This is a genomic window from Nocardia sp. NPDC059764 (assembly GCF_042732555.1).
In the GTDB taxonomy this organism is placed as follows: domain Bacteria; phylum Actinomycetota; class Actinomycetes; order Mycobacteriales; family Mycobacteriaceae; genus Nocardia.
The window spans coordinates 1-25,608 of record NZ_JBHWHH010000040.1; the positions used below are offsets into that span (position 1 = coordinate 1).

Consider the following 25,608-nt stretch of genomic DNA (forward strand, 5'->3'; position numbering starts at 1 on the left):
GTCAATACCTGACCGGTCTTTTCTCTATTTCCCCACGGTTGAAATTCGGAGTGTCATAGAGAAATTGGGTAACCCACTGCTCGTGTTAACGGCCTATGACCGGGCCGCTATTTGAGTATGTGGGCAACGGCGCCTTCTCCTGCCGAAGCTCGATCAGCCGAGGTGAGTCATGAGCGAGCGTGTTATAGGCCCCCGCTCGGGGCTGCAGTGGGTCCCTTTGGGGGACATCGGATCAACCTGCCCGGCCGCGCGGCCGACGGTGGCGGCGTTCCGGTCCTGGGCGGATTCCATTCTGACCCAACCCAGTGACGAACTGGGCCGTGACGGGCCGGTTTGCCCGTACGTCCGGCCGTCGATGCGGCGGGATCTGCTGTGGCTGGCGCAGGTGCCGGCGGCGGAACCGCGGCCGATGTGGTTGCGTGCGATCATCCGCGACGCCCTGGAGCTGTATCCGGAACTGCCTACGGGGAACGGTAGTTCCGCATCGGTGCTGCGCGGATTGATCACGGTATTCCCGAATTTGACCGACTATTCCTTGATCGACGAGATCCACGAGGAATTCAAGACCAAATTCGTGGAGCGCGGATCGATGCTCGGGCAATTCTATCCGGGCTGTGATCAACCGGGCCTGTGGAACAAGGAGTATCGGCCCCTGGACGCGCCGATGCCGATGCTGGTGGTGCGCACCATGATGACCACCGACTTCCCGTTCCTGCTCGACGACCCCGAATGGGCGGACGCCTACGTGCGCAAGTTCGCGCCGACGCTGCCCGCGCACGTGCGCTCGGTCATGGTGCGGCGCTTGACCTCCCGGCCCGCGTCCCGCGTGCCCGCCTACCAGGTGGCGCCGGCCGACGAATCCTGTTCCACCAGCAGTTAGGTAGTAATCGATGACGCGCGTTTCCGGCCACACCTTCCCGCTGTCCCCCGCGCAGCTGGGGATGTTCTACGCCCAGCAGCTGGATCCGGCCGTGCCGTTGTCGGAGGCCCAGTACATCGAGATGCGCGGGCCGCTGGAGATCGAGACGCTGCGGCGGGTGGGGGTGCGGGCGGCGCGTGAGTTCGGTTCGGGCGTCCTGCGGTTCGTCGAGGCCGGGGATCAGCCGGGTCAGGTGGTCGACGCCGGGATGGAGCGCGAGATCGGGTTCCTGGATCTCACCGATCGCACCGATCCGGTCGCCGAGGCGCTGGAATGGATGCGCGCCGACGTGGCGCGGCCGATCGACCTGTTCGGCGCGAACGCCGGGGTATCAATGGTGATCCGGGTCGGGGAGTCCCATCACCTGTGGTACACCAGAGCTCACCACCTTCTCATCGATGGATTCGGTTCGGTGACCATGCTGTATCGGGTCGCCGAGCTGTACAACGCCGCGGTGCGCGGGCAATCGGCGCCTCCCGGCACCGCGGCCTCGCTGTTGGAAGTGCACGAGGCGGAGATGGCGTACCGGGAGTCCTCCCGGTACGTCACCGACGAGCACTATTGGCGTGAGGCCACCGCGGGCATGCCCGACCGTTGCAGCCTGGTCGCGGCCACCGCCCCGGCGTGCGCGCTGGGGCGCGAGGCCCGCGCCCACCTGGGCGACGGCACGGCGGCACGGCTGGAAGCCGCCGCTCGCCGCTTCGACACCAGTTCGGCGACCGTGGTCATGGCGGCGGTCGCGCTCTACTACGCCCGCCTGACCGCGACGGAGGACGTGGTCCTGAGCCTGCCGGTCTCCGGCCGCACCACCGCGGTGCTGCGGCGCTCGGGCGGCATGATCGCCAATGTGGTGCCGCTGCGCGTGCCGGTGCCGCGCACCGGGCGGGTCGGCGAGGTCCTGGACGCGGTCCGGGTCGCGGCGTCGGGAGCCCTACGCCACCAACGCTTCCGCTACGAGGACATGCGCCAGGACGGCTCGCGAGGCGATGACGTCGGCCGGGCCGGGGATGACGGGGGACGGCGGGCCGAGTTCGGGCGGGGGATGATCGGGCCGGTCATCAACATCATGTTGTTCCCGGCCGGGATCGATTTCGAGGGCGTCGAATCGAGCCTGCACGTGGTGACGTCGGGGCCGATCGAGGATTTGTTCGTCAACTTCTATCAGCACGGGGCGGGCGCACCGATCCATGTCGACTTCGCGGCGAATCCGCGGTTGTACGACGAGGATTCGTTGGCTCGGCATCATCGCCGTTTCCTCGCGCTGCTGGATTCGCTGCTGTCGGCGGAGGCCGGGACCCCTGTGGAGGAACTGGATTACACGGTGGCGGACGAGAAGCCGCTGCTGGCGGGCGCGCACGGGATGACCGCACCCGAACCGCGGCTGCTGCCGGAGATCTTGGCCGCCGGTCTGCACCGGGCGGGTCCCGACGCGATCGCGGTCATGGCCGCCGACCGGCGACTGACCTACGGCGAGTTGGACGCGCTGTCGAATCGGTTGGCGCGCCGGATATTGCGCGCCGCCGAGTCCGGCTCGGATGTGCCCGTCCTGGGTCCGGAGTCGACGGTCCTGCTGGCCCTGCCGCGCTCGATCGAAGCGGTGGTCGCATTGTGGGCGGTGGCCAAGACCGGTGCGGCGTTCGTGCCCGTGGGCACGGCCCTGCCCGCGGCCCGGCTGGCCGGCATCGCTGTGGAAGCGGGCGCGACGGTCGGTCTCGCCTTCTCGGAATCGTCTGCGAGACTGCCGTATTCGATGCCGTGGATCGCCCTGGATGATCTCCTGCGAGGCGGCGCGGCCTCCGACGACGCCGTGTTGTCGGATCTGCCGTTGACCGCCGATGAGCTCCGAGGCCGCCCCCGGGTCGAGAATCCTGCCTACGTGGTCTTCACCTCCGGGTCGACGGGGGTGCCGAAGGGCGTGGTGGTGACCCACTCCGGTCTGGCCGGTCTGGCCGCGGCCATCGTGTCCGCGTACCGGGTGGATCCGGGTTCCCGTGTCCTGCAATGCCTCAACCCGAGTTTCGACGCGGCGGTGCTGGAGTGGCTGATGGCGTTCGCCGCGGGCGCGACGCTGGTGGTGGCCGAACCGGATCCGGTGCTCGGCGCCGAATTGGCCGGGCTGGTCCGCGATTACGGCATCACGCAGGTGTGTTCCACCCCCGCTGTGCTGTCCACGCTGGAGTCGCACGCGCTCGACGGCGTGCGCGCGGTGTCCTCGGGTGGTGAGCCGACGCCGCCGGATATCGTGGCGCGCTTCGGGACCGGGCGGGACCTGCTGAATTCGTATGGGCCCAGCGAGACCACGGTGGCGGTCACCTACACGGGCGGTCTGGTCGCGGGCGTCGAGTCCGGTCTCGGGGATCCGATTCCGGGCGCGGGGATGCTGGTGCTGGACCGTTGGCTGCGCCCGGTGCCGATCGGTGTGGCGGGGGAGCTGTATGTGAGCGGCCCGGGGGTGGCGCGCGGGTACGCGGGCCGTCCCGGTCTGACCGCCGAACGGTTCCTGCCCGCGCCGGACGGTGTGGCCGGGGCGCGCATGTATCGCACCGGGGATCTGGTGCGCTGGACCGAGCGCGGCGTGCTCGAGTATGTGGGGCGCGGTGATTTCCAGGTCAAGTTGCGCGGTATGCGGGTGGAGCTGGGCGAGATCGACGCCGCGCTGAACGCGCACACCGGGGTGGAGATCGCGGTGACCGTGGCGCGTCCGGGCCCCGGCGGCGGCACGGTGCTGGCCGCGTACGTGGTGCCGCACGCCGGGCACGCGATCACCGAGGCCGAGCTGCTGGATCACGCCACGCACCGGCTGCCGCCGTACATGGTGCCCGCGACCGTCACCGTGCTGGGCGCGCTGCCGCTCACCGCGAACGGCAAGGTGGATCGGCGCGCGCTGCCGGAACCCGTTGTGGCGCAACCGGTCGATGCCGCAGCGGCGGCCACCGAGACAGAACGGGCGCTGTGCACGCTGTTCGCCGAGGTCCTCGGCATTCCCGAGGTCGGCCCGGGCACCTCGTTCTTCGCCCTGGGCGGCGACTCGATCATGGCCATCACCCTGGTCTCGCGCGCCCGCGCGGCGGGCCTGGTCTTCTCGGCCCGCGAGGTGTTCGAGCATCGCACCCCGGCGGGTCTGGCGGCCGTGGTCACGCATCTGGAGGATCGCCACGAGCGGCTTGCCGAACTCCCCGGCGGTGGCGTCGGCCGGCTGCCGCTGACGCCGGTCGCATCCTGGCTGCTGAGCCGTCCCGGCTGGCGGCACTTCGCCCAGTCGATGGTGGTCCAGGTCCCGGTCGGGGCCCAACCCGCGATGGTGCTCGCCGCCGTGCAAGCGGTGCTCGACCGCCACGACATGCTGCGGGCCCGCGTCGTCCACACCGATGACGGGCTGCGATTGGACGTCACCCCACCGGAGACCGTCGACGCGGCGACCCTGCTGACCCGAATCGACTGTGCCGCGGTGCGACGCATCCCGGGCGACGGGCACGGCGAGCCGGAAGCCGAGGTCGTGATCACCGCCGCCGCGATCGATCGCGCCTTGGCGGCGGCCGTCAACCGGCTGGATCCGCGCTCGGGGTCGATGCTGGCCCTGACCTGGCTGGACGCGGGTGCCGGTCGCTCGGGACGGTTGGCGATCGCCGTCCACCACCTGGCCTGTGACGCGGTGTCGTGGCGAATCCTGCTGCCCGACTTGATGTCCGCCTGGGCGCAGGCCGCCTCCGGTACCCGGCCGGAACTGCGCGAGACGGGGACGTCGATGCGCACGTGGTCGCACGCGCTGGCCGCCGTGGCGAACGTCGGTGCTCACGGCACGGACCACTCGGACGAGGCGGTGGTGGACTTGCCGTGGCCGAGGCGAGAACTCGGATACTGGCGTGACGTACTGGCCGCGGGCGCTCCGATCGGGCTGCGTGCGCTGGACTCGGCGGTGGACACGCACCGCACCGCCGCCCGCATCGATCTCGAAGTGCCGGAGGACGTCTCGTCGATTCTTGTCACACGGCTCGCCGGAACCTATCGCTGTGGCGTCGAGGACGCCCTGCTGGCCGCCTTGACCGTGGCGCTCGCCCGCTGGCGCGCCGGGCGCGGTGAAACCGAGGCCGCGAGCACCGTGGTCACGGTGGAGCGGCACGGTCGTGACGAGACCGCGGTCGCGGGAGCGGACCTGTCGCGGACGGTCGGCTGGTTCACCGCCCAGGTGCCGGTCCGGCTGGAACCGGTTGCCGTGAATGGTGATTCGGGCCTCCGCGCGGTGGAATCGGTGCTGAAGAACGTCAAGGAGCAGCTGCGTGCCGTGCCACGCAGTGGCCTCGGCTACGGACTGCTGCGCTATCTGAACCCCCAGACCGCGTCCGAGCTGGCCGCCTTCCCGGAGCCGCAGCTCGGCTTCAACTACCTCGGCCAGATCCCCGATATCGAGATCGAGGGCGACTGGCTGCCGATCGCGGTCGGCGACCGCCTGGGCGGCCACGCCGACCCGGCCATGCCGCTGGCGGCGGTGCTGTCGGTGGATGCCGTCACCCTGGAGTCGGCGGCCGGGCCACGGATCCGCGCGATGTGGCAGTACGCCTCCGGCGCGATCCCCGCCGAGGACGTGGAAACACTGTCCCGCGAATGGCTTTCGGCTCTCGGTGAGATCGCCGAGCTGCTCCGCCGACCCGATGCCGGTGGCCTGACCCCCGCCGACCTACCCCTGCTGAAGGTCTCGCAGCCCGAAATCGACACCTGGGAACGGACTCTCGGCCGTCTCGCCGACGCCTGGCCGCTGACGCCATTGCAGCGTGGCCTCCTGTTCCAGGCCCAATTGGCCGAGGGCCGCTCGGACGGCTATTCGGTGCAGGCGATCATCGACGTGGAAGCCGACCTCGATCCGGACCGGCTGCGGGCCGCCGCCGAAGCCCTGGTCCGCCGCCACGACGTGCTCCGCGCGGGGTTCATCGCCTCGGATGCCGGTGCCGTACAGGTGATTCCGGCCGAGGTGGCGGTGCCGTGCGAGTATCGCGAGGCGATCGGCGCGACCCCCGAGGAGCTCGACGCCCTCGCCGCGGCCGAACTGCGCGTCCCGTTCGCGGTGGACCGCCCGCCCCTCATCCGCTTCCTGTGCCTGGCGGCGGGCGAGCGCCGTTTCCGCCTGGTGATCACCAACCACCACCTGATCCTCGACGGCTGGTCCATGCCGCTGCTGTTCGCGGAACTCATCGGCCTCTACGAAACCTCCGGTGACGACACCGGTTTCGCGACCCCTGTCCCGTTCCGCACCCACCTCGAATGGCTGGCCGCCCGCCCCGCCGAACAGGCGCGCACCGCGTGGACCCAAGCCTTGGCGGGTCTCGACGGTCCCACCCTGATCGCACCCACCGCCCCGCGCGCCGCCGCCGCGACCGCGCCGGTCGCCCACGAGGTTCCGCTTCCCGAGGGCCTGCCCGACGCTCTGCGCCGCACCGCCGCCGCCTGCCAGGTCACCGTCAACACGCTGGTCCAGGCCGCTTGGGCGCTGCTGCTGGCCGAGCGGACCGGGGCCACGGACATCGTCTTCGGCGCCACGGTGTCGGGCCGTCCCCCCGAGCTCCCCCGCTCCGATCGCATGGTCGGCATGCTGGTGAACACCGTCCCGGTCCGGATCACCCTGAACCCGGCCGAATCCATCGCCGACCTGTTCACCCGCGTCCAGCACGAGCAGGCCGCCCTGGCCGAACACCAGCACCTCGGCCTGGACGAGATCCATGCCGCCACCGGCGGCGGCCAGCTCTTCGACACGGCAACGGTCTTCGAGTCCTATCCGGTGGACGCGGCCACCCTGGCCGCCGCCACCCGCCACGCCGACCTCGCCGTCACCAACCTGCGCGCCCAGGACGGCACCCACTACCCGCTCTCGCTGGCCGCCTACGCCAAGGACGGCCTGCGTCTCGAACTCACCCGCTCACCCCGCTATTTCGATGCTGCCCAGGCCGATTCGCTCGCCGAGTCCCTGTCCCGCCTCCTCGTCGCGCTGACCGGACCGTCGACCCATCGCGTCGCGACGCTCACCGGCGCGTCCCCGGACGCCGATGCCGCGATCCGCCACGGCCTGCCCGCGGGCGCGCCTCGCCTGCTACCGGACCTCTTGGGTTCCAGCGCCTCCCCGGACGCGGTCGCGATCCGCGATGCCTCCTCGCCGGCCGCCGTGGTGGACGACACCGCATCCGCCGATGCCGGAACGGATAACACCGCATCGGATTCCGCCGCAGTGGGTGCGGACCGGTCCGCGGGTGCTCGGCTCGGCCGGAATGTTCGCGAACTCACCTACGGACAACTGGATGCCGCGGCGAATCGGTTGGCGCGCGGGCTGATCGCCGGGGGAGCGGGACCGGAGCGGACCGTGCTGGTCGCCCTGCCGCGGTCGATCGAGTCGATGGTCGCCGTGTGGGCCATCGCGAAGACCGGTGCGGCCTTCGTCCCGGTCGACATCACCCAGCCCGCCGCCCGGACGCGTGTCGTCGCCGCGGAATGCGGTGCGGTGCTGGGTGTTACCAGCGTCGATCAGACCGATCTGCCCGCCAAGGTCTCGTGGCTGCGGCTCGATGACGAACAGTTCGCCGCCGAGTGTGCCGCGCTGTCCGCCGAGGCCGTCACCGACGCGGATCGCACCGCGCAATTGCTCCCGGAGCACGCGGCCTATGTCGTGTTCACCTCCGGTTCCACCGGCACGCCGAAGGGCGTCGTGGTGTCGCACGCCGGTCTCGTGGACATGGTGGCCGAGACCCGGCGACGCGGCGGGATCGATCGTGACGCGCGCGTCCTGCACTGCCTGAATCCGGCTTTCGACGCCGCGATGCTGGTGTGGATGTCCACGTTCACCGCCGGGGCGACGCTGCTCGTCGCCCCGCAGGAAGCGAGCGCCGGGGCCGAACTGGCCGCGGCGATCAGGGCGGGAGTCGCCACCCATCTGGTCAGCACGCCGAGCATGCTCGGCACCCTCGACCACGCTGACCTGATGGGTGTCGGCACCGTCATCATGGGCGGCGAGGTCTGCCCGCCCGCCCTGGTGACCCGCTTCGGCGCCGACTGCGCACTGGTGAACTCCTACGGCCCGGCCGAAACCACCATCGCCGCGAGCTTCGGCGACCCGATGACACCCGACACCACGACGCTCATCGGCGCACCGGTCCCCGGCACGACCATGCAGGTCCTCGACAGCTGGCTGCGACCGGTGCCGCTCGGCGCGATCGGTGAGCTGTACGTGAGCGGACCGGGGCTGGCCCGTGGCTACGCGAGCCGCGCGGCGCTGTCCGCGAGCCGGTTCGTCGCCGATCCCTTCAACGCCGGTCGACGCATGTACCGCACCGGCGACCTGATGCGCTGCACCGCAGCGGGTTTCGAGTACCTGGGCCGCACCGACCACCAGGTCAAGATCCGCGGCATCCGCGTGGAGCCGGAAGAGGTCGACGCCGTCCTGCTCACCCATCCGCGCGTCGACGCCGCGGTGACGGTGGCCCGCCGGAACCCGGCCGGGGCGATGTCGCTGTGCTCGTACGTCACCGTCGACGCTCCGATCCCGGTGCCGGACCTGCTGGCCTGGGCCTCGGATCGGCTGCCGCGCTACCTGATCCCCTCGAGCCTGCAGATCCTTCCGGAGCTACCCCGCACCCGGACGGGCAAGCTGGACCTGCGCGCCCTCCCGGAACCCGCTCTGGCACAGGCGGACTACATCGAGCCCACCGGCCTGGCGCTCACCGTCGCCGAAACTTACGCCGAGGTGCTGGGCCTGGATCGCGTCGGCGCTCGCGACGACTTCTTCGCCCTCGGCGGGGATTCCCTCATCGCGACCCGCGTCGCCGCCCGCCTGGCCGCGCACCTCGACCGCACGGTCCCCGTCCGCCTGCTGTTCGAGGCCCCGATCGTCGCCGAACTGGCTGACCGCCTGACCGCCACCGAATCAGATACCGCCGCACCGGCTCCGACCCGGACCGAGCGCCCCGCCCTGGTTCCGCTCTCCCCGGCGCAGCAGCGCATGTGGTTCGTGAACCGCTTCGACCCGGCATCCCCGGCCTACAACGTGCCGGTGGCCCTGCGGCTGACGGGCCACCTCGACCATGCCGCCCTGCGCGCCGCCCTCCACGACGTGCTGGACCGCCACGAAACCTTGCGGACCGTCTACCCCGACATCGACGGCATCGGCATGCAGCGCGTCGTCGACACCGACGAGGTCCCCCTCGACCTCGAGCCGATTCCGGTGACCCCGGACGCACTGCCCACGGTGGTCGCGGAAACCATCGGCGACGGCTTCGACGTCACGGCCGCTGTCCCCCTGCGCGTTCGCGTCTTCCGGATCGACACCTCCGCCGGTGAAGTGAACGACCACGTCGTCGTCCTCGTCGCGCATCACATCGCGACCGACGGATTCTCGATGGCCCCGCTGACCCGGGATGTGGCCGCCGCCTACGCGACTCGGGCGGCCGGTGAGGTCCCCACCCGGGAGCCGCTGCCGGTGCAGTACGCGGATTACACCCTGTGGCAGCGGGATCGGCTGGGCGACGAGGAGGATGCCCGTTCGCTGGCCGCCCGGCAGGTCGCCTACTGGTCGGACACGCTGGCCGGGGTGCCGGATCATCTGGAGCTGCCGACCGACCGTCCGCGCCCGGCCCGCGCCTCGCATCAGGCGGCCGAATGCACTGCCCGCGTGGACCGCACCGTGAGCGACGCGATCGACCGCTACGCCCGCGAGCATCGGGCGACGCCGTTCATGGTGGTGCACGCGGCCCTGGCCGTGCTGCTGGCCCGGCTCGGCGGGACCGGCAATGTCGTGGTCGGCACCCCGGTCGCGGGCCGCGGCGTGCGTGAACTCGACGACCTGGTCGGCATGTTCGTGAACACGCTGGTCCTGCGCACCGAGGTGCGGTCCGCCGAGGATTTCGGGGCGCTGCTGGATCGCGTGCGCGAAACCGATCTGGCGGCTTTCGAGCACGCCGACGTGCCGTTCGAGCGGCTCGTCGAGGTGCTGTCCCCGGCCCGCTCGGAGGCCCGCCATCCGTTGGTCCAGGTCATGCTGGTGTTCCAGAACCTGCCCATGCCGGAACTGCGCCTGCCCGAACTGACCGTGGCCCCGCTCGAATTGCCGCAGACCAACAGCCGATTCGACCTGAGCCTCACCGTAATCGGCGATGCCGACGGCCTGGATCTGCGCTGCTGCTACGCCACGGACCTGTTCGACGCCGCCACCATGACCGACTTCACCGACCGGTTGGTTCACCTGCTGGGTGAGATCACGACCGAATCCCCGTGCCCGGTCGGCGATCTGGACCTGCTCACCCCCGCGGAGCAGGACCGGCTCGGCTGCGGCCGCGCCCCGGTGACACCCCCGCGCACCCTGGCCGACATCATGGCCGACGCCGTCGCAGCCAACCCGGACGGCATCGCCGTGGTCTGCGGCGACCGGAGCCTGACCTACCGTGAACTCGATGCTCGCGCCGACCAGGTGGCCCGACGGCTCGCGGCCGCAGGCGCCCGCCCGGAAACCCTGGTGGCCGTGGGCATTCCGCGCTCCATCGAATCGGTGGTGGCGGTCTGGGCCGTCGCGCGCACCGGCGCGGCCTTCGTCCCCGTGGACCCGGCCTACCCGCCCGACCGCATCGCCCGCATCATCGACGTGTCCGGCGTGCAGCTCGGTCTCACCGTCACCGACCAGCGTCACCGCCTGCCCGACACCGTGCACTGGTGGTGCCTGGACGAGCCTGACGCCGACGAGAACCCGCCCGAACTCACCGAAATCCTCGGGAACACGGCCGATCCCGCGTACGTGATCTTCACTTCGGGATCGACCGGCGCACCCAAGGGCGTGGTGGTGTCCCACGCGGGTCTCGCGAATCTGGCTGCCGCCCAGCGGGAGCGGGACGAGATCACCCCCGACTCCCGCGTCCTGCACGTCGCATCACCCAGTTTCGACGCCTCGGTGGTGGAACTGCTCATGGCCGTCGGTGCGGCCGCCACCCTGGTCGTGGCACCGCCCACCGTCTTCGCCGGACTCGAACTCGGGGAACTGCTGTCCCGGGAACGCGTCTCGCACATCGCCCTCACCCCGTCGGCCCTGGCCACCGTGGACCCCACCGGCCTGGACGACCTGCGCCTGATCGTCACCGGCGGCGAGCCCTGCCCGCCCGAGCTGGTGACGGCGTGGGCCGCCGAGGGCCGCAACCACTTCAACGACTACGGCCCGACCGAGGCGACCGTGTGGGCCGTCGGCGGGGCGGTGCGCTCCGGTGAACCGATCACCATCGGTATCCCCGCGCCCGGTGTGCGGGCCCTCGTCCTGGACGAGCGGCTGCGCCCGGTCCCCGACGGCGTGGTCGGCGAACTGTATCTGGCCGGAATCCCGCTGGCCCGAGGCTATTTCGGCCGCTATGACCTGACCGCCGCCCGCTTCGTCGCCGACCCGCACGGCGTGCCGGGGGAGCGTATGTACCGCACCGGCGACCTCGTGCGCCGCCGCGCCGGGAACCTGGAGTACCTGGGCCGCACCGACACCCAGGTCAAACTGCGTGGCCTGCGCATCGAACTCGGCGACGTCGAGGCGGCCATGACCGCCGACCCGTCGGTCGCGCGGGCGGTCGCGGTGGTGCGCGACGACGGCCACGGTGGCCTGCTGGCCGCCTACGTGGTCGCCGCGCCCGGTGCCGAGCCGGTGCCGGCCGTGTTGAAGAAGGCCGCCGCGCAACGACTCCCGTCCTACATGGTGCCCACCGCGGTCATGGTGCTTCCGGAGCTGCCGCGCACCGCCAACGGCAAACTGGACCTGGACGCCCTGCCCGCCCCGCAGCAGGAGGCCCGCGCTCACCTGGCGCCCGAAGGGCCGGTGGAGACCGCGGTGGCGGCGGCGTTCGCCGAGGTGCTCGGCATCGATCGGGTGTGGCGCGACGACGATTTCTTCGCGCTCGGCGGCAATTCGCTGATCGCGACCCGGGTCGTGGCCCGGATCGGCGCCGCCCTGGACGCCGCCGTGCCGGTGCGGGCGCTCTTCGACGCCCCGACCGTGGCCGAGCTGGCCGCCCTCGTGGCGGCGGGCGCCGCGTCCGACCGCCCGCGCCCCGGACCGCGCCCGCGCCCGGCGCGGATCCCGCTCTCGGCGGCACAACAGCGCATGTGGTTCCTCAATCGATACGACCCGGGCTCACCGCTCTACAACATCCCCGGCGCCTTCGACATCGACGGTGCGCTCGATGTCCCGGCCCTCCGCGCCGCGATCGATGATGTCGTGGCCCGGCACGAGACGCTGCGCACGATCTACCCCGCCGGCCCCGACGGCCTGCCGGACCAGCGGATTCTGCCGCCGACACCGGGTTCCACGCCGATCACCGAACTCGACGTCACCGCGGACGGCATCCATGCCGCGCTGATCACCCAGCTGTCGCGGGGCTTCGACATCACCCGCGAAACCCCGCTGCGTGTGTGCGTCCTCCACGTCGGGCCGGAACGCACCGTGCTGGCGCTGGCGGTCCACCACATCGCGGCCGACGGCTGGTCGATGGCTCCCTTGGCCCGAGATGTCGTGTACGCGTTCGCCGCTCGCACCGCGGGCGTCGCGCCCGCCTGGACGCCGCTGCCGCTGCAGTACGCCGACTACGCCCTGTGGCAGCACGAACTGCTGGGCGCGGAGAGCGATCCCGACAGTCTCGCGAGTCGGCAGCTGGAGTTCTGGCGCACCACCCTGGTTGGTCTGCCCGAGGTCCACGCCCTGCCCACCGACCGCCCCCGCCCGACCCTGCCGTCCGGTAACGGCGATCGCATCGAATTCACCGTTCCCGCAACCGTTCAAGACCGCGTGCAGCGGTTGTCCCGCGCCCACGGCGCGACCCCGTTCATGGTGGTGCACGCCGCCCTCGCGGTGCTGCTGGCGCGGATGTCCGGTCACCCGGACATCGCCCTCGGCTCGGTGGTCGCCGGTCGCGGCGACGGCGAATTCGACGACCTCGTGGGCATGTTCGTGAATACGGTGGTGCTGCGATCGCAGGTCGATCCCGCCGCCGGATTCGCTGCCACCCTCGACGCGGTCCGCCGCGCCGACCTGGCCGTCTACGGCAATCTGGACCTGCCGTTCGAACGACTGGTGGAGGCGCTGGCCCCGGTCCGCTCCACCGACCGCCACCCCCTGTTCCAGGTGCTGCTGGCCTTCCAGAACGTGCAGACCGAGCGCACCGAACTGCCGGGCCTGGCGGTCCGCCCGCTCGACGCGCCCGCGCCCGGTTCCAAGTTCGATCTGGAATGGATGCTGGCCGAACAGTTCGGGACCGAGGGGGAGCCCGCGGGCATGACCGCCTCCCTCACCTTCGCCACCGACCTGTTCGACCGCTCCACCGCCGCGGCCATGGCGGACGGCTTCCTCGCGATCCTCGACGCCATGACGGCCGATCCGCTGGCGGCGGTCGGCACCATCGAGGTCGCCGGGGCTGGACTGCCGGCGCTGACGGCGACCGCCCACGAGGAGCCGAGCCACCCGGCGCCGACTCCGGTCCACCGCGGGTATCGCGCCGCGAGAACCGAGGAGGAACGCATCCTCGTCGCCGCCTTCGAAACCGTGCTGGAGTCTCCGCGAGTCGGCGTGGACGACAACTTCTTCGATATCGGCGGCACCTCGATGGGCGCGGTCCGCGTCGTCACCCAGGTGCGGGAGGCGACCGGCATTCCGATGGCACTGCAATGGATGTTCCTCGATCCCACCCCCGCCGCGCTGGCGCGACGCCTCGGCGAAGCCGCGGCGCAACCGGGCGTGGAGCAGTCGATGCGGGTCCTGCTGCCCATGCGCCCACAGGGTGAGGGTCCCGCCCTGTTCTGTGTGCATCCGGCCATCGGATTGGCCTGGTGCTACGGCGGATTGGTTCGCCACATCGACGGCGCGCACCCCATTTACGGCATCCAGTCCCCGGGCGTGACCGACGGCGGGACGGCCGACCGCACCGTGCGCGACCTGGCCGTGCGCTATGCCGAGGAGATCCTTCGCGTGCAGCCCGACGGCCCCTACCAGCTGCTCGGCTACTCGGCGGGCGGTCCGCTGGCCCACGCCACGGCCGTCGAACTGCGCCGCCGGGGCGCGGAGGTGCCCGCGCTGATCATGCTCGACTCCCGCGCCGACGTCGCCGTGCCGGACGACACCGCCATTCCGCCGTTGTCGCTGCTGCTGGCCGAATTCGGTGGCATCGACGTCCCGGCCGGACTCGACGACCTCACCGCCGACCGCGCGGCCGAACTGCTGGAGTCGACCGGAATCAGTTTCTCCGCAACCGAACTGGAGAACGTCTACGGGGACATGTGTCATCTGCTGCGTCAGATCGCCGCCCACGAGCACGAGGTCTTCGACGGCGACCTGCTGTTCATCGCCGCCACCGGCAACCCGGAGCCCATCCCGAATGTCAGCACCTGGCGGCCCTACATCGCGGGCCGGATCGACGACCGCCCCGTCGAATTCGGGCACAACCGGCTCACCACCCCGGAGGCGTGGGAGGTGATCGGCCCCCTGGTCGCGGCGTATCTGGCCCGCTGATCCTGGCCGCGAGCGGGTCGGCTGGGGAACAATGGGCCCGGAAACCCGGTCGGCTACGGAAGGTTCGGACAAGTGTCGGAGAAGGGGACGGCGGGCAAGAAGGGGCTGCTGCACGCGGTCGCGGTGGGGGTGGGCGCGCTCGGCGCGGGCGAGCTGCTCGCCGCGGCGCGCGGCGGCTCCATGCTCGACGGAATCGGGCGGCTGGCCGCGGATTACGCGCCCGTGCAGGTGGTCGAGACCATGGTGGCGCAGGCCGGGGACCATGACAAGGAGATGACCCGGCTCGGTGTCGCGCTCTGGGGTGTGGGCGCTGCCGTCGGCACGGCACTGCTCCCCCCGCGACTGCGGACCCCCGCGGCCGCCGTGTTCGGGGCCGCCACCGCGGCCGCGGCCCTGCGCAGCACCGACCGCTCGGTGCCGGGAGCGCTCGGCGCGGTGGCCGCCGCGGCCGTGCTGCGCGCCGGGCTGCGCAAGCCGTCCGGGCACGGATTGCTGTGGGCCGCAGCGGGAACCGGCATGATCGCCGCCGCCGAGACGCTGGTGCGACGCGAGGATCAGCGGCACCGGGAACGGGCCCGCCGGGTCGGCCCGATGGGCGCGCACGTCCCCGTCCCCGAGGACGGCATCGGCAGCGAACCGGGCCTGACCCCGCTCATCACGCCCGCGAGCAGATTCTATGTGGCGGACGTGAATTCGCGGGCCCCGCGCATCGATCCCGCCGACTGGCGGCTGTCCATCGGCGGCCGGGTCGCCCACCAGCTGCGGCTGTCGCTGGCCGATCTGGCCGAGCAGGCCGTCGAATTCGACGCCGTCATGGTGTGTGTGCACAACACCGTCGGCTCCGGCCGGTGCGCCAATGCCCGCTGGCTCGGCGTCCCGCTGAGCGCCCTGCTCGACCACGCCGTCCCCGAATCCGGTGCGACCCGCCTGGTCACCCGCGCCGTCGACGGCTACACCATCTCGCTGCCGCTGGAACCGCTGCGCACCGGCGAATGGCCCGGCTACTTGGTCATCGGCATGAACGGGGAACCGCTGCCGCCCGAACACGGTTTCCCCGCACGGGTTTTCGTGCCCGGCATCTACGGCCAGTACTCGGGCGCGAAATGGGTCGGCGAACTCGAGCTCACCGACGACAGCGACGTCGACTACTGGTGGAAACGCGGCTGGCCCGCCGAACCGTTGTGGGTGCGGCCGCAGGCCCGCATCGACGTCGCCTCCGGCGGCGGCGCGGGCGGCGGCAAGTTCACCATCGCGGGGGTCGCCTGGGCCCCGCCGCAGGGGGTCGCCGGGGTGGAGATCCGGATCGGCGAAACCGATTGGCTGCCGGTGGAACTCGGCTCCGAACTGGCCCCCGCGGCCTGGCGGCGCTGGCGCACCATCGTCGACGTGCCGCCGGGCACCCACACCATTCAGGCCCGCGCCATCAGCCGTTCCGGCGAGGTCCAGGACGCCGAGGAGCGCCCGCCGTTCCCGATCGGCCCGGGCGGTCTGCACAGCGTCACCGTCACCGCCTGATCGTGGCCTCGCCCATGACATCCGTCATGGGCGGACAGTGACGAACCGAGGATGCGTGGCAGGTCGCGGCGGGTGACGGTATTCGTATGAACCTCACCGCGTATGGCTTGTGCCGCGTTGCCACGGGCCGGTGCTGCCGGCTGCCCCGATGCCGCCCCTGAGCGCTGCGATGCCGTCCGGATCCGCCGTACGGCCGCGCGCTGACCGGCGACGATCGGCATGGGCTCGGGTAGCGTCCCGCGGTGTGGACGCGGAAGAGGCGGGTATTCGGCGGCGGCGACGGTTCGGGACGCTGCTCGCGGCCGTGTGGGCGGTGTACCTGTTCGACCCGTTGCGGCAGGGCTGGCAGCTCGAGGACCCGGTGGCCCGCGCGTACACGATCGCGGTGATCGTCGCCTTCGGCATCGCCTATGTCGCGTCCTATTGGCTGCTGGTGCGCGGCCGGTCCGACCAGGGCTGGCCGCCGCGACCGCCCTGGCCGATGGTGGCCGGATCGCTGGCCGTGCAGGCCGCGCTGATCGCGGCCGGGGCGGCTACCCTGCACTCGCAGATACTCGGTTCGAGCGTCTACGTGGCCTCCTACATCGCGTTCTCGCTGCCGGTGCGGCGGGCGGTCCCACTCGAACTGGCGTTGATCGTCGTGTTCGCGGTCGTGCCGCAACTGCTTACCGGGCAGCCGCCCGCGTACTCGCTGATGCAGTCGATCGTGTTGGCGGCCTTCGCGGTCGGCGGGATCCGGGTGATCCTGCAACGCAATCACGAACTGCACATCGCGCGGCGGCAGATCACCGAACTGGCCGTGGCGGAGGAGCGGCTGCGGGTCGGGCGCGACGTGCACGATATCCTCGGCCACTCGCTGACCGTCATCACCGTGAAAACCGAACTGGCGCAACGGCTCATCGACGTCGCCCCCGAGCGCGCGAAGACGGAGATGGCCGATGTGGAGCAGCTGGCGCGGGAAGCGCTGGCCGGGGTGCGCTCCACCGTCGGTGGGCTGCGGGCGGTTTCGCTGGCCGGCGAGCTGACCAATGCCCGCACCGCGCTGAACGCCGCCGAGATCGAGGCCGTGCTCCCGGATCCCGGCGAACTGCCGTCGAGGCACAGCGTCGTGTTCGGCTGGGTGCTGCGCGAGGCCGTCACCAATGTGGTGCGGCACAGCGGCGCGGCGCACTGCTGGGTGCGGGTGACCCCGGACAGCATCGAGATCGCCGATGACGGTGTGGGCCCGCGCGACTCGGCCCGCACCGGGTCCGGCCTGTCCGGACTGCGCGAGCGGGTGCGGGCCACCGGCGGTGAACTCACCCTGGGCGCGCGCCCGGACGGCGGCTTCCGGGTGCTGGCAAGCTTCCCGGAGACGATCAAGGAGCCGGAATGATCAAACTGCTGCTCGCCGACGACCAGGCTCTGGTCCGCGGCGCCCTCGCGGCCCTGCTGAGCCTGGAACCCGACCTCGACGTCGTCGCCGAGGTCGGGCGCGGTGACGAGGTGCTCGCCGCCGTCGAGCGCACCACCCCCGATGTGGCCCTGCTGGACGTGGAAATGCCCGGCCTGGACGGCATCTCGGCCGCCGCCCAGCTGCATGCCGCCCACCCGGCCGTGCGCATCCTGATGGTCACCACCTTCGGCCGCCCCGGCTACCTGCGCCGCGCCATCGACGCCGGCGCCTCCGGGTTCGTCGTCAAGGACACCCCCGCCCGGGAACTGGCCGACGCCGTCCGCCGCGTCCATATGGGCCTGCGCGTCATCGACCCGGCTCTGGCCACCGAAACCCTCACGGCCGGAACCTCACCCCTCACCGCCCGGGAACGCGAGGTTCTCGCCGCCGCCGCCGACGGCGCGACCGCGGGCGCCATCGCCAAACTCCTGCACCTGTCCGAGGGCACGGTCCGCAACCATTTGTCCTCCGCCATCGGCAAAACGGGCACCCGCACGCGCGCCGAAGCCGTCCGGGCGGCCGAGCGTCTCGGCTGGCTCTAGCGCCCCGGGCAGTAGCTGAATCATGACCACGGGTGGCACACAGTGGGAAATGTTCTGAAATGAGCCACTTTCTCAAGTTTGCCGGATTAGGTTCACTGCTACACCGGACAGTCGGTGAGGAAAGCGGAAGTCGGAGGACACCATGGGAATTCTCAGCCTGATCGCGGGGCTCGCGCAGATGGTCATCGGCACCATCGTGGCCAACACGGGTTCGGGTGGGACCGGCTCCGGCTGGTGAGTGCGCCGGGTTCGGCTCGCCTCCGGTGAGCCGAACCCTCAGAACCGGCCGCCCCGGCTGATCCGCCGGGAGCCGTCGGAACCGCCGAAGGATCCGGGGCCGTAGCTGCGGCCCCCACCTCCGAAACTGCCCCCGCCGCGGCGGTATTCGTTACCCATGCCGCGCAGCATGCTGTCGATGAGGATTCCACCCAGGATGGCCCCGGTCTGGGAGCCGCGGGGCGTCACGCGTTGCTGCTGCTGGGCGTGCCATTCCTGAACCGCGGCCTGCGCGGTGTGCAGCGCGCGAGCGCCGAGTTCGACGGCGCGCTGGGCGGCTTGGAGAGCCTGTTCGGGATTCGAGGCGGCGAGCTGATCGGCCTGCTCCAGACTGCGCTGAGCCTCCGCGAGCCGGGTGCGCGGTTCGGCGTCGACCCCGCCGCGCCGGGTGCTGATGTAGTCGGCGGCGGCATTGACCTGGCTGCGGGCCGCGGTCAGCGTCCGATCGAGACGGCGACGCAAGTCATCGGCCGCCCGCTTGCGATCACCGGCCGCGGCGATCGCCTGATCCAGCGCGGCGTCGGCGGCGACGGCCTGCCGGAAGACCCCGAGCGGATTGGTGGCCCCATCGGCCGTGGCCTGATCGAGAGCCGTGCGCGCGGCGGCCGTCGCGGCGGGCAGATCGGTGCCGCCGTGCTCCGACAGTCCGTCGGCGGTGGCCAGATCGCCGCGCAGTTCCTCGATCACGGCCGACAGCCCGGCCCGCGCCTGCTCGATATCGGTGGCGGCCGAATCGACCGCGTCCAACAGCGTGCGCGCCGCGTCCACGGCCGATTCGGCGGCGCGAATATCGGAGACCGCCGCGCCCTGCTGCCCGACCGGTTTGGCGGCCGCGGCCCGCCCGTCGGCGATCGTCTTCTCCGCGAATCCGATTCGCTCGCTCGCCATGCTCACGTTGTCGTGGATGGGTGCGAGCACCGACGCGGGATGCGCGGCCACCAGCGCCGCGAGCTTGGTCCGCGAACCGGGCACCCGGGCGGTCAGCTCGATCAGGTCGCGGGTCAGCGCGTCCAGCCGCTCCCCGGCATTGATGAGCAGATTGCGCATGGCGTCGAATTCGCCGACCTTGGCATCGAGGTCCCGATTCGCGCTGCCGCAGCTGCTGACCAGGTCGATCAGCATGCGCTGCTGCTGATCCGGGGTCTCGGGGATGTCGTCGTCGAGTTGCTGGCGGATCGAGAACGCCTTGGCCAGCGCCCGTTTCGCGCCCTCCAGGGCGGCGGTGAAGGGTGCGGTGGCGGTGGCTCCGAATTCGTCGGTGGCCAGCCGCAATTCCTCGGTACTGGTGCGAATGGCGTTGTCGGTGTCGACCAGCGTCTCCTTGGACAGGGCGTCCAGGACGACCAGCGGCAGGGACTCCAGTGCCCGGGTGTCGGTCGGATCGGTCTTGCGCGCCGACTCCATGACCGAGCGTTCCCGCCGCGTCTTGCGTCGCTTCGACCACCACCAGATGCCCAGCACCGCCAGCGCCACCAGGAGCGCGATGATCAGTATCGGGAACAGCCCGATGCCGCCGGATCCGCTCATGGCGTCCGAGAGCCCGGTCGCCGTGGCCAGCCCGGCCCCGGCCCAGTTCCCGTCGCGCAGCTTCGGCTCGACCCGGTCGGTGAGCAGCCGGTCGAGTTCCTTGTCGCTGACCGACTGCGGCACGGTCCCGGTGAACGCGTACGCCCGATCGTCGACGGCCACCGACAGCAGCACGTCGCGATCCCCGAACCCGGACAGTTTCGCGGTCTGCTCACCCCAGGCGTGCGAGTCCATCCCGCTGAAGTCGCGCACGTAGACGACCCACAGCCGCTCGTGGCCGCGCGAGTACAGCGCGTCGATGGCCTGCTGCAGCTCCGCGGTCTGCCCGCGGTCCAGCGCCCCGGCCTTGTCGGTGACATAGCCGGGCAGTCGCAGGGGCGTCTCGGCCGCGGCCGGCGCGGCGTGCCCGCCGAGCAGGGCCAGGGCCGCGAGCAGACCGGTCACGAGGAGGGACAGCTGCTTCGATGGCCGCATGCGTCGAATCTAACTGTGGAACGCGGAGGGTCGGTTTCTTCTGCACACTGTGTCGGAAGCCATGACTACGATCGGTGACGTGATCACCATCGATTCGCCCTACACGGGCCACGTCTCGCCCGGCTCCAATCCGCAGCAGCGTGAGGTTCCGGGCGCGCGCATCGTGAAGATGTCGGTCGGTGGCATGGACAACAACACCTATCTGGTGCAGTGCACCGCCACCGGCGCGACCCTGCTGATCGACGCCGCCAACGAGGCCGAGCGGATCCTCGAGCTCATCGGCCAGGAGGCGCCCGGCCGGGTGGAGCTCATCGTCACCACCCATCAGCACCGGGACCACTGGTTCGCGCTCCCGGATGTGGTGTCGGCCACCGACATTCCGACCGCCGCGCACGAGCTGGACGCCGCGCCGCTGCCGGTGCCCCCGGCCCGGCTGCTGGCCGACGGCGACAAGGTCCACGTCGGCGACCTCGTCCTGGAGGCCATCCACCTGCGCGGGCACACCCCCGGCTCGGTCGCGCTGGCGTTGACCGACGGCGCGGGCGGCGTCCACCTGTTCACCGGTGACTCGCTGTTCCCGGGCGGCGTGGGCCGGACCCAGTCGCCGGAGCAGTTCACCTCGCTGCTCGGCGACGTCGAGACCAAACTGTTCGACCGCTATCCGGACGATGCCGCGGTGTATCCGGGACACGGCGACGACACCACCCTCGGCGCCGAGCGCCCGCAGCTGCCCGAATGGCGGCAACGCGGTTGGTGAGACTCCGCAACCACCGAGCCGAACCGGACTGGCCGGCACCGGACATGGCCGCATCCACCGCCTCCGAACGCGGTGGCGGCACGCTGCGCTGGGTGCGCCGGCTGCTGGTCGGCGGGGTGCTGATGGGCCTGGTCGTGGTGGGCGGCACCGCCCTGCACGTGTGGCAGGTAGCCCGCATCGACGACTACACCCACGCCGACGCCATCGTGGTGCTGGGCGCGGCCCAGTACGACGGCACCCCGTCGTCGGTGTTCGAAGCGCGACTGGACCAGGCGCACAAGCTGTTCCGCAAGCAGGTCGCCCCCATGATCGTGACGGTGGGTGGCAAGCGGGTCGGCGACAACTACACCGAGGCGGCCTCGGGCAAGAACTACCTGAAGGACCAGGGCGTGCCGGAGGACCGGATCCTGGCCGTCGAAACCGGTTCCGACACCCTGCAGAGCGTGGAAGCGGTGTCGAGAGCGCTGCTGGCGCGCGGCAAATCGTCGGTGGTGCTGGTCAGCGACCCCTGGCATTCGCTGCGCACCCGCACCATGGCGCGCGACGCCGGGTTGTCGGCCTGGACCGCGCCCACCAGAACCGGGCCCGCGGTGTACACGCGGGAATCGCAGGCGCACGGGATCTTCCGGGAGACCTTCGCATTGCTCTGGTATCAGCTGACCCATTTCTCGGCGGACTTCAAATACACGGCGGATCAGTGAGCAATGAACGCACGCATCGACTATGACCGGGTCTACACCGAGGCCGACCGGGAACGCATGGTTCCCGAGACCGAGCACACGGCCGGACTGAGCTGGTCGCCGTGCCCGGCCCGGCGCAGCGAATTCTCGCGCGACCGGGCCCGGGTGCTGCATTCGGCCGCGCTGCGGCGGCTCGCCGACAAGACCCAGGTCATGGGCCCGCGCGACGGCGACACCCCGCGCACCCGGCTCACCCATTCGCTGGAGGTCGCCCAGATCGGCCGCAGCATCGCCGACAGCCTGGGCTGCGATCCCGACCTGGTGGACCTGGCCGGACTCGCCCACGACATCGGGCACCCGCCCTACGGGCACAATGGCGAGAAGGCCCTCGACCAATTCGCCGACACGCACGGCGGTTTCGAGGGCAACGCGCAGAACCTGCGCATCCTCACCCGGCTCGAACCCAAGGTGTTCGATGATGAGGGCCTCAGTTTCGGGCTCAACCCGACCCGGGCCGCCCTGGACGCCGTCATCAAATATCCGTGGGGCAGAACGGGTCCCGGCTCCAAGTTCGGGGCCTACGGGGTGGACATGGACCGGCTGGACTGGGTCCGCAAGGACGCGCCCGAACGCCGCCAATGCCTGGAATCGCAGATCATGGACTGGTCCGACGACGTCGCCTACTCGGTGCACGACGTCGAGGACGGTGTCATCGCCGGGCGCATCGACCTGCGCGCCCTGGCCGATCCGGCCGAACAGGTGGCGCTCGCCGAACTCGGCGCGCAACGGCACAGCTCGCACAGCGTGGACGACATGGTGGCCGCGGCGCAGCGGCTCTCCGAACTGCCCGTGGTCACCGCCGCCGCCGAATACGACGGCTCCCTGGCCGCCTCGGTCGCGCTCAAACGGCTGACCAGCGATCTGGTGGGCCGGTTCGCCACCGCCGCCGTCGAGGCCACCCGCGCCGCCTGGGGCGGCCGCCAATTGTCGCGCTACGCCGCCGATCTGGAGGTGCCGCGCATCGTGGCCGCCGAGGTCGCGGTCCTCAAGACCATGGCGCTGCGGTACGTGCTCTCCGACCCCATCCACCGGGTGCGGCAGGCCGGGCAGCGCGAACGCATCCTGCTCGTCGCCGACCGGCTGCTCGTCGCCGCCCCGCACGGGCTGGACCGGCTGCTGCTGCCGTGGTGGGAGGAAGCCGCCGACGACACCGCGCGAGTGCGGGTCATCGTCGATCAGATCGCCTCCTACACCGAGAGCCGCCTGGAACGCATCGCCGCCGCGATACCCTGAGTCCGGTGAATCCGGCGGCAGGGGGCGCGCGATGACACGCGAGGTGGACGACCTGGTCGACCTCGAGCGATATCCGCTCGACCGGCGGTCCGTGACGCGGCTGCGCGAGGTGATCGAGCGGTCGCAGGCGGACTTCCTGGTCAGCGGAGTCACCGTGCTGCCCGAATTCCTGCGGCCCGCCGCGGTCACCGAGATGGCCGCCGACGTGCTCTCCGACGGACTCGGCGACGCCATGCGCTTCGAATACACCGTGGCCTGCGACCGGATCCCGGACTCCTCGCCGTTGAAGGCGCTCTACCACTGGGAACCCTTGCGGGAGTTCGTCTCCCACCTGGTGGGGGAGCAGGCCTACCGGTCCGCCGACGAACTGGGCGCGATGACGGTGCAGATCCACGAGAACGGGGACGCGCAGGACTGGCACTACGACATGTCCGATTACACGGTGATGCTGCACATCGTCGCGCCGGAGCGGGGCGGGGCGCTCGAATACATCCCGCTGCCCGGGGCTTTCATCGAGCGCGGGGGCGGGCTGCCGATGCGGCACCGGCACATGGTGAAGATGCTGCCGACCGTGCCGGGCACGCTGGTGCTGCACGCCGGGCGGCGGTCCCGGCACCGGGTGACGCCGGTGCAGGGCGAGATTCCGCGGGTGAGCGTGCACATGGCGTTCAACGCGCGGCCCGGGCAGCGGTTGAACGCGCACGTGCGGCGGCATCTGTTCGGGCGCGAGGACTGAGGACTTCGAGCGGCGACGGCCTCGGTCCGCTGGTGTGGGGGGCGAGCCATGGTGCCCGGTGCCCGCGGCATTCGGCGCGGGCTCAGTCCACGTGCATGGCCACGTAGCGCGGGATGGTCTCCGCCGGCGGGCCGTCGGCCACGACGCGGCCCTCGTCGAACACCAGCACCCGGTCGAAATCGGCGAGCAGGTCCAGGTCGTGGGAGACCACGACCAGTCGCTGCGGGAGGTCGCGCAGCATCCGGGTGATGCGGCGGGTGTTGCGCAGGTCGAGCAGGGTGGTCGGTTCGTCGAACACCACGTACTCGGGTCGCACCGACAGCACCGCGGCGATGGCGAGCAGCTGCTTCTGGCCGCCGCTGAGCAGATGCGCGGGGTGGTCGCGGAACTCGGCCAGGCCGTAGGTCGCGAGGGTCTCGGTGACTCGTTGCGGGATGTCGGATTTGGCGACGCCGTGGTGTTTGAGGCCGAAGGCGAGGTCCTCGGCGACCGTCGGCATCACGATCTGGACGTCCGGATCCTGGAAGACGAATCCGACCCGTTTGCGCACGGCCCGGCCCTGTTTGCGGGTGTCGAGGCCGTCCACCCGGACCGTGCCCGTGGTCGGCACCTGCAGGCCGTTGAGCAGCCGCGCGAAGGTGGACTTGCCCGAACCGTTCGCGCCGACCACGGCGATCCGGCGTTCGCTCAAGCGCAGATCCAGGTCGCGCAGGACCTCGCGCTCGCCGAATCGGTGTGAGACGCCGTCGAGTTCGATCATGCCCGGGCCGGAATCATCGGATACGCCTTGCGCACCGCCACCGCGGCCAGCGACCCGATCACCGTCTTGACCACGTCGCCCGGCAGGAACGCCACCGAGGTCGTGATGGCCTTGCCCAGCGAGATGTGCGCGGCCGCGGCCATCCACGGAATCCCGATGGCGTACAGCACGATCGCGCCGCCGAGGAAGTTGATCAGCAAGGCCAGCGGCAGGTCGTAGTGCTTCCACACCCGTTCGGTGAGCAGGCCGATCACCAGCGCGCCGATCGGATAGGCGATCACGAAGCCACCCGTCGGGCCCATGATCACCGACAGGCCGCCGCGCCCGCCCGCCAGCACCGGCAGCCCCGCGAAGACCATGACGTCGAAGAGCAGCATGGCCAGCGCGCCGCGCTTGGCGCCCAGAATCGAGCCCGCCAGGATGACGCCCAGAGTTTGCGAGGTGAACGGCGCGAAGGCTCCCGGCAACTGGATCAGCGGGAAGAATCCCAGGACCACCATGATTGCCGCGAACAGCGCGATCTGCGCCAAATCCCTACTACGCACCCGAGGCATCCTAAATGGCCGCCGGACCGACCGGTCAGTCCAGGCCGCGAGCGTCCAGGGCCTCGCCGACCCCGTCGGCCATCCGCAGTGTGCGAATCAGTAGCGGGACCAGGAAGACCGTGCTGCGCTCGATGCCACGAGCCCGCTGCGCGGCGCGCACGAGTTCGGCCTGTTCACGGATGACCGGGATGAATCGGATGGTCATGGCGACCAGCAGGCCGACCCGTTCGGGGCGGACGCCGAGCGGGCGCAGCGGAGTGAGCGCGCGCTCGATGGTGTCGACCATGGCCGAGGTGCGGGTGGTCAAGGTCACGAGGTTGGCCAGCAGGACCAGTGTGAGCAGGCGTTCCCCGACCAGGGCCGCCGTGCGCGCGTCGGTGAAGATCACCTGCGCGATCACGATCAAGGCCAGGAACGGCAGCAGCGCGAGGACCTGCCGCGCGGTCGTCCGCCACGGAATCCGCGCGAGCGCGTACAGGCCCAGCGCCACGATGAGCGCGCCGGTCAGCACGGTGATCGACGACACGAAGAACAGCGCCGTCCCCGCGACCGCGAGCCCGGCCAGCTTCACCCCCGCGGGCACGACGTGCACCGGCGTCCGGGCGTCGTGATAGAGGCTGAGCACGGATCGATCCTGGCACGTGCCGGAAA

Annotated in this window: 13 protein-coding genes; 9 read left to right on the forward strand and 4 right to left on the reverse strand. The window is 71.1% G+C overall.

The genetic code is table 11. The annotated features are described in order from the left end of the window. The first annotated feature begins 169 nt into the window (after window positions 1–169). The 5 genes from ACFV4K_RS11700 (at window position 170) to ACFV4K_RS11720 (ending at window position 17,909) form a co-directional block, all read left to right on the forward strand. Complete coding sequence (locus tag ACFV4K_RS11700) at window positions 170–880, forward strand: DUF6875 domain-containing protein (protein WP_379274149.1); 711 nt, start codon at window positions 170–172, stop codon at window positions 878–880. A 10-nt stretch (window positions 881–890) separates the two neighbouring features. After that, entirely contained in the window at window positions 891–14,417 is a 13,527-nt protein-coding gene (locus ACFV4K_RS11705) for an amino acid adenylation domain-containing protein (RefSeq protein WP_379274151.1), read from the forward strand. 72 nt (window positions 14,418–14,489) lie between these two features. Further along, entirely contained in the window at window positions 14,490–15,932 is a 1,443-nt protein-coding gene (locus ACFV4K_RS11710; protein ID WP_379274153.1) for a molybdopterin-dependent oxidoreductase, read from the forward strand. 244 nt (window positions 15,933–16,176) lie between these two features. After that, window positions 16,177–17,307 carry a sensor histidine kinase gene (locus ACFV4K_RS11715; RefSeq protein WP_379274155.1) on the forward strand — a complete coding sequence of 377 codons (1,131 nt, stop codon included), beginning with the start codon at window positions 16,177–16,179 and terminating at the stop codon, window positions 17,305–17,307. Next, complete coding sequence (locus ACFV4K_RS11720; RefSeq protein ID WP_379274157.1) at window positions 17,304–17,909, forward strand: response regulator; 606 nt, start codon at window positions 17,304–17,306, stop codon at window positions 17,907–17,909. Before ACFV4K_RS11715 ends, ACFV4K_RS11720 begins: the two co-directional genes overlap by 4 nt. A gap of 276 nt (window positions 17,910–18,185) precedes the next feature. On the opposite strand, the gene ACFV4K_RS11725 is transcribed toward ACFV4K_RS11720, so the two are convergent. Continuing rightward, window positions 18,186–20,186 carry a TPM domain-containing protein gene (locus tag ACFV4K_RS11725; RefSeq protein ID WP_379274159.1) on the reverse strand — a complete coding sequence of 667 codons (2,001 nt, stop codon included), beginning with the start codon at window positions 20,184–20,186 and terminating at the stop codon, window positions 18,186–18,188. Between the two features lie 61 nt (window positions 20,187–20,247). Here ACFV4K_RS11725 and ACFV4K_RS11730 point away from each other — a divergent pair, with 61 nt between their 5' ends. From ACFV4K_RS11730 to ACFV4K_RS11745, 4 genes are read left to right on the forward strand one after another with little or no spacing between them, the layout of a single operon-like run. Beyond that, window positions 20,248–20,943: an MBL fold metallo-hydrolase gene (locus ACFV4K_RS11730; RefSeq protein ID WP_379274160.1), complete on the forward strand. Its 696-nt coding sequence runs from the start codon at window positions 20,248–20,250 to the stop codon at window positions 20,941–20,943. A gap of 44 nt (window positions 20,944–20,987) precedes the next feature. After that, the gene (locus ACFV4K_RS11735) at window positions 20,988–21,644 is read left to right on the forward strand and encodes a YdcF family protein (protein ID WP_379274162.1); all 657 of its coding nucleotides are present in this window, start codon (window positions 20,988–20,990) and stop codon (window positions 21,642–21,644) included. Between the two features lie 3 nt (window positions 21,645–21,647). After that, window positions 21,648–22,916 (forward strand): deoxyguanosinetriphosphate triphosphohydrolase, encoded by a 1,269-nt coding sequence (locus tag ACFV4K_RS11740; RefSeq protein ID WP_379274164.1) that lies wholly within the window; start codon window positions 21,648–21,650, stop codon window positions 22,914–22,916. 31 nt (window positions 22,917–22,947) lie between these two features. Next, the gene (locus ACFV4K_RS11745) at window positions 22,948–23,652 is read left to right on the forward strand and encodes a hypothetical protein (RefSeq protein ID WP_357086195.1); all 705 of its coding nucleotides are present in this window, start codon (window positions 22,948–22,950) and stop codon (window positions 23,650–23,652) included. Between the two features lie 82 nt (window positions 23,653–23,734). Here ACFV4K_RS11745 and ACFV4K_RS11750 read toward each other — a convergent pair whose 3' ends face one another. From ACFV4K_RS11750 to ACFV4K_RS11760, 3 genes are read right to left on the reverse strand one after another with little or no spacing between them, the layout of a single operon-like run. After that, complete coding sequence (locus ACFV4K_RS11750) at window positions 23,735–24,412, reverse strand: energy-coupling factor ABC transporter ATP-binding protein (RefSeq protein ID WP_379274166.1); 678 nt, start codon at window positions 24,410–24,412, stop codon at window positions 23,735–23,737. After that, window positions 24,409–24,957 (reverse strand): biotin transporter BioY, encoded by a 549-nt coding sequence (locus ACFV4K_RS11755; protein WP_379274168.1) that lies wholly within the window; start codon window positions 24,955–24,957, stop codon window positions 24,409–24,411. Before ACFV4K_RS11755 ends, ACFV4K_RS11750 begins: the two co-directional genes overlap by 4 nt. 34 nt (window positions 24,958–24,991) lie before the next feature. Beyond that, window positions 24,992–25,582, reverse strand: coding sequence for an energy-coupling factor transporter transmembrane component T family protein (locus ACFV4K_RS11760; protein WP_379274170.1), 591 nt, complete (start codon window positions 25,580–25,582; stop codon window positions 24,992–24,994). Window positions 25,583–25,608: the final 26 nt, after the last annotated feature.

What these genes read in the sequence shown, in the direction of transcription:
- ACFV4K_RS11700 (WP_379274149.1), top strand. Translation starts at nt 170, where the DNA reads ATGAGCGAGCGTGTTATAGGCCCCCGCTCGGGGCTGCAGTGGGTCCCT.
- ACFV4K_RS11705 (WP_379274151.1), top strand. Translation starts at nt 891, where the DNA reads ATGACGCGCGTTTCCGGCCACACCTTCCCGCTGTCCCCCGCGCAGCTG.
- ACFV4K_RS11720 (WP_379274157.1), top strand. Translation starts at nt 17,304, where the DNA reads ATGATCAAACTGCTGCTCGCCGACGACCAGGCTCTGGTCCGCGGCGCC.
- ACFV4K_RS11725 (WP_379274159.1), bottom strand. Translation starts at nt 20,186, where the DNA reads ATGCGGCCATCGAAGCAGCTGTCCCTCCTCGTGACCGGTCTGCTCGCG.
- ACFV4K_RS11730 (WP_379274160.1), top strand. Translation starts at nt 20,248, where the DNA reads ATGACTACGATCGGTGACGTGATCACCATCGATTCGCCCTACACGGGC.
- ACFV4K_RS11735 (WP_379274162.1), top strand. Translation starts at nt 20,988, where the DNA reads ATGGCCGCATCCACCGCCTCCGAACGCGGTGGCGGCACGCTGCGCTGG.
- ACFV4K_RS11740 (WP_379274164.1), top strand. Translation starts at nt 21,648, where the DNA reads ATGAACGCACGCATCGACTATGACCGGGTCTACACCGAGGCCGACCGG.
- ACFV4K_RS11745 (WP_357086195.1), top strand. Translation starts at nt 22,948, where the DNA reads ATGACACGCGAGGTGGACGACCTGGTCGACCTCGAGCGATATCCGCTC.
- ACFV4K_RS11750 (WP_379274166.1), bottom strand. Translation starts at nt 24,412, where the DNA reads ATGATCGAACTCGACGGCGTCTCACACCGATTCGGCGAGCGCGAGGTC.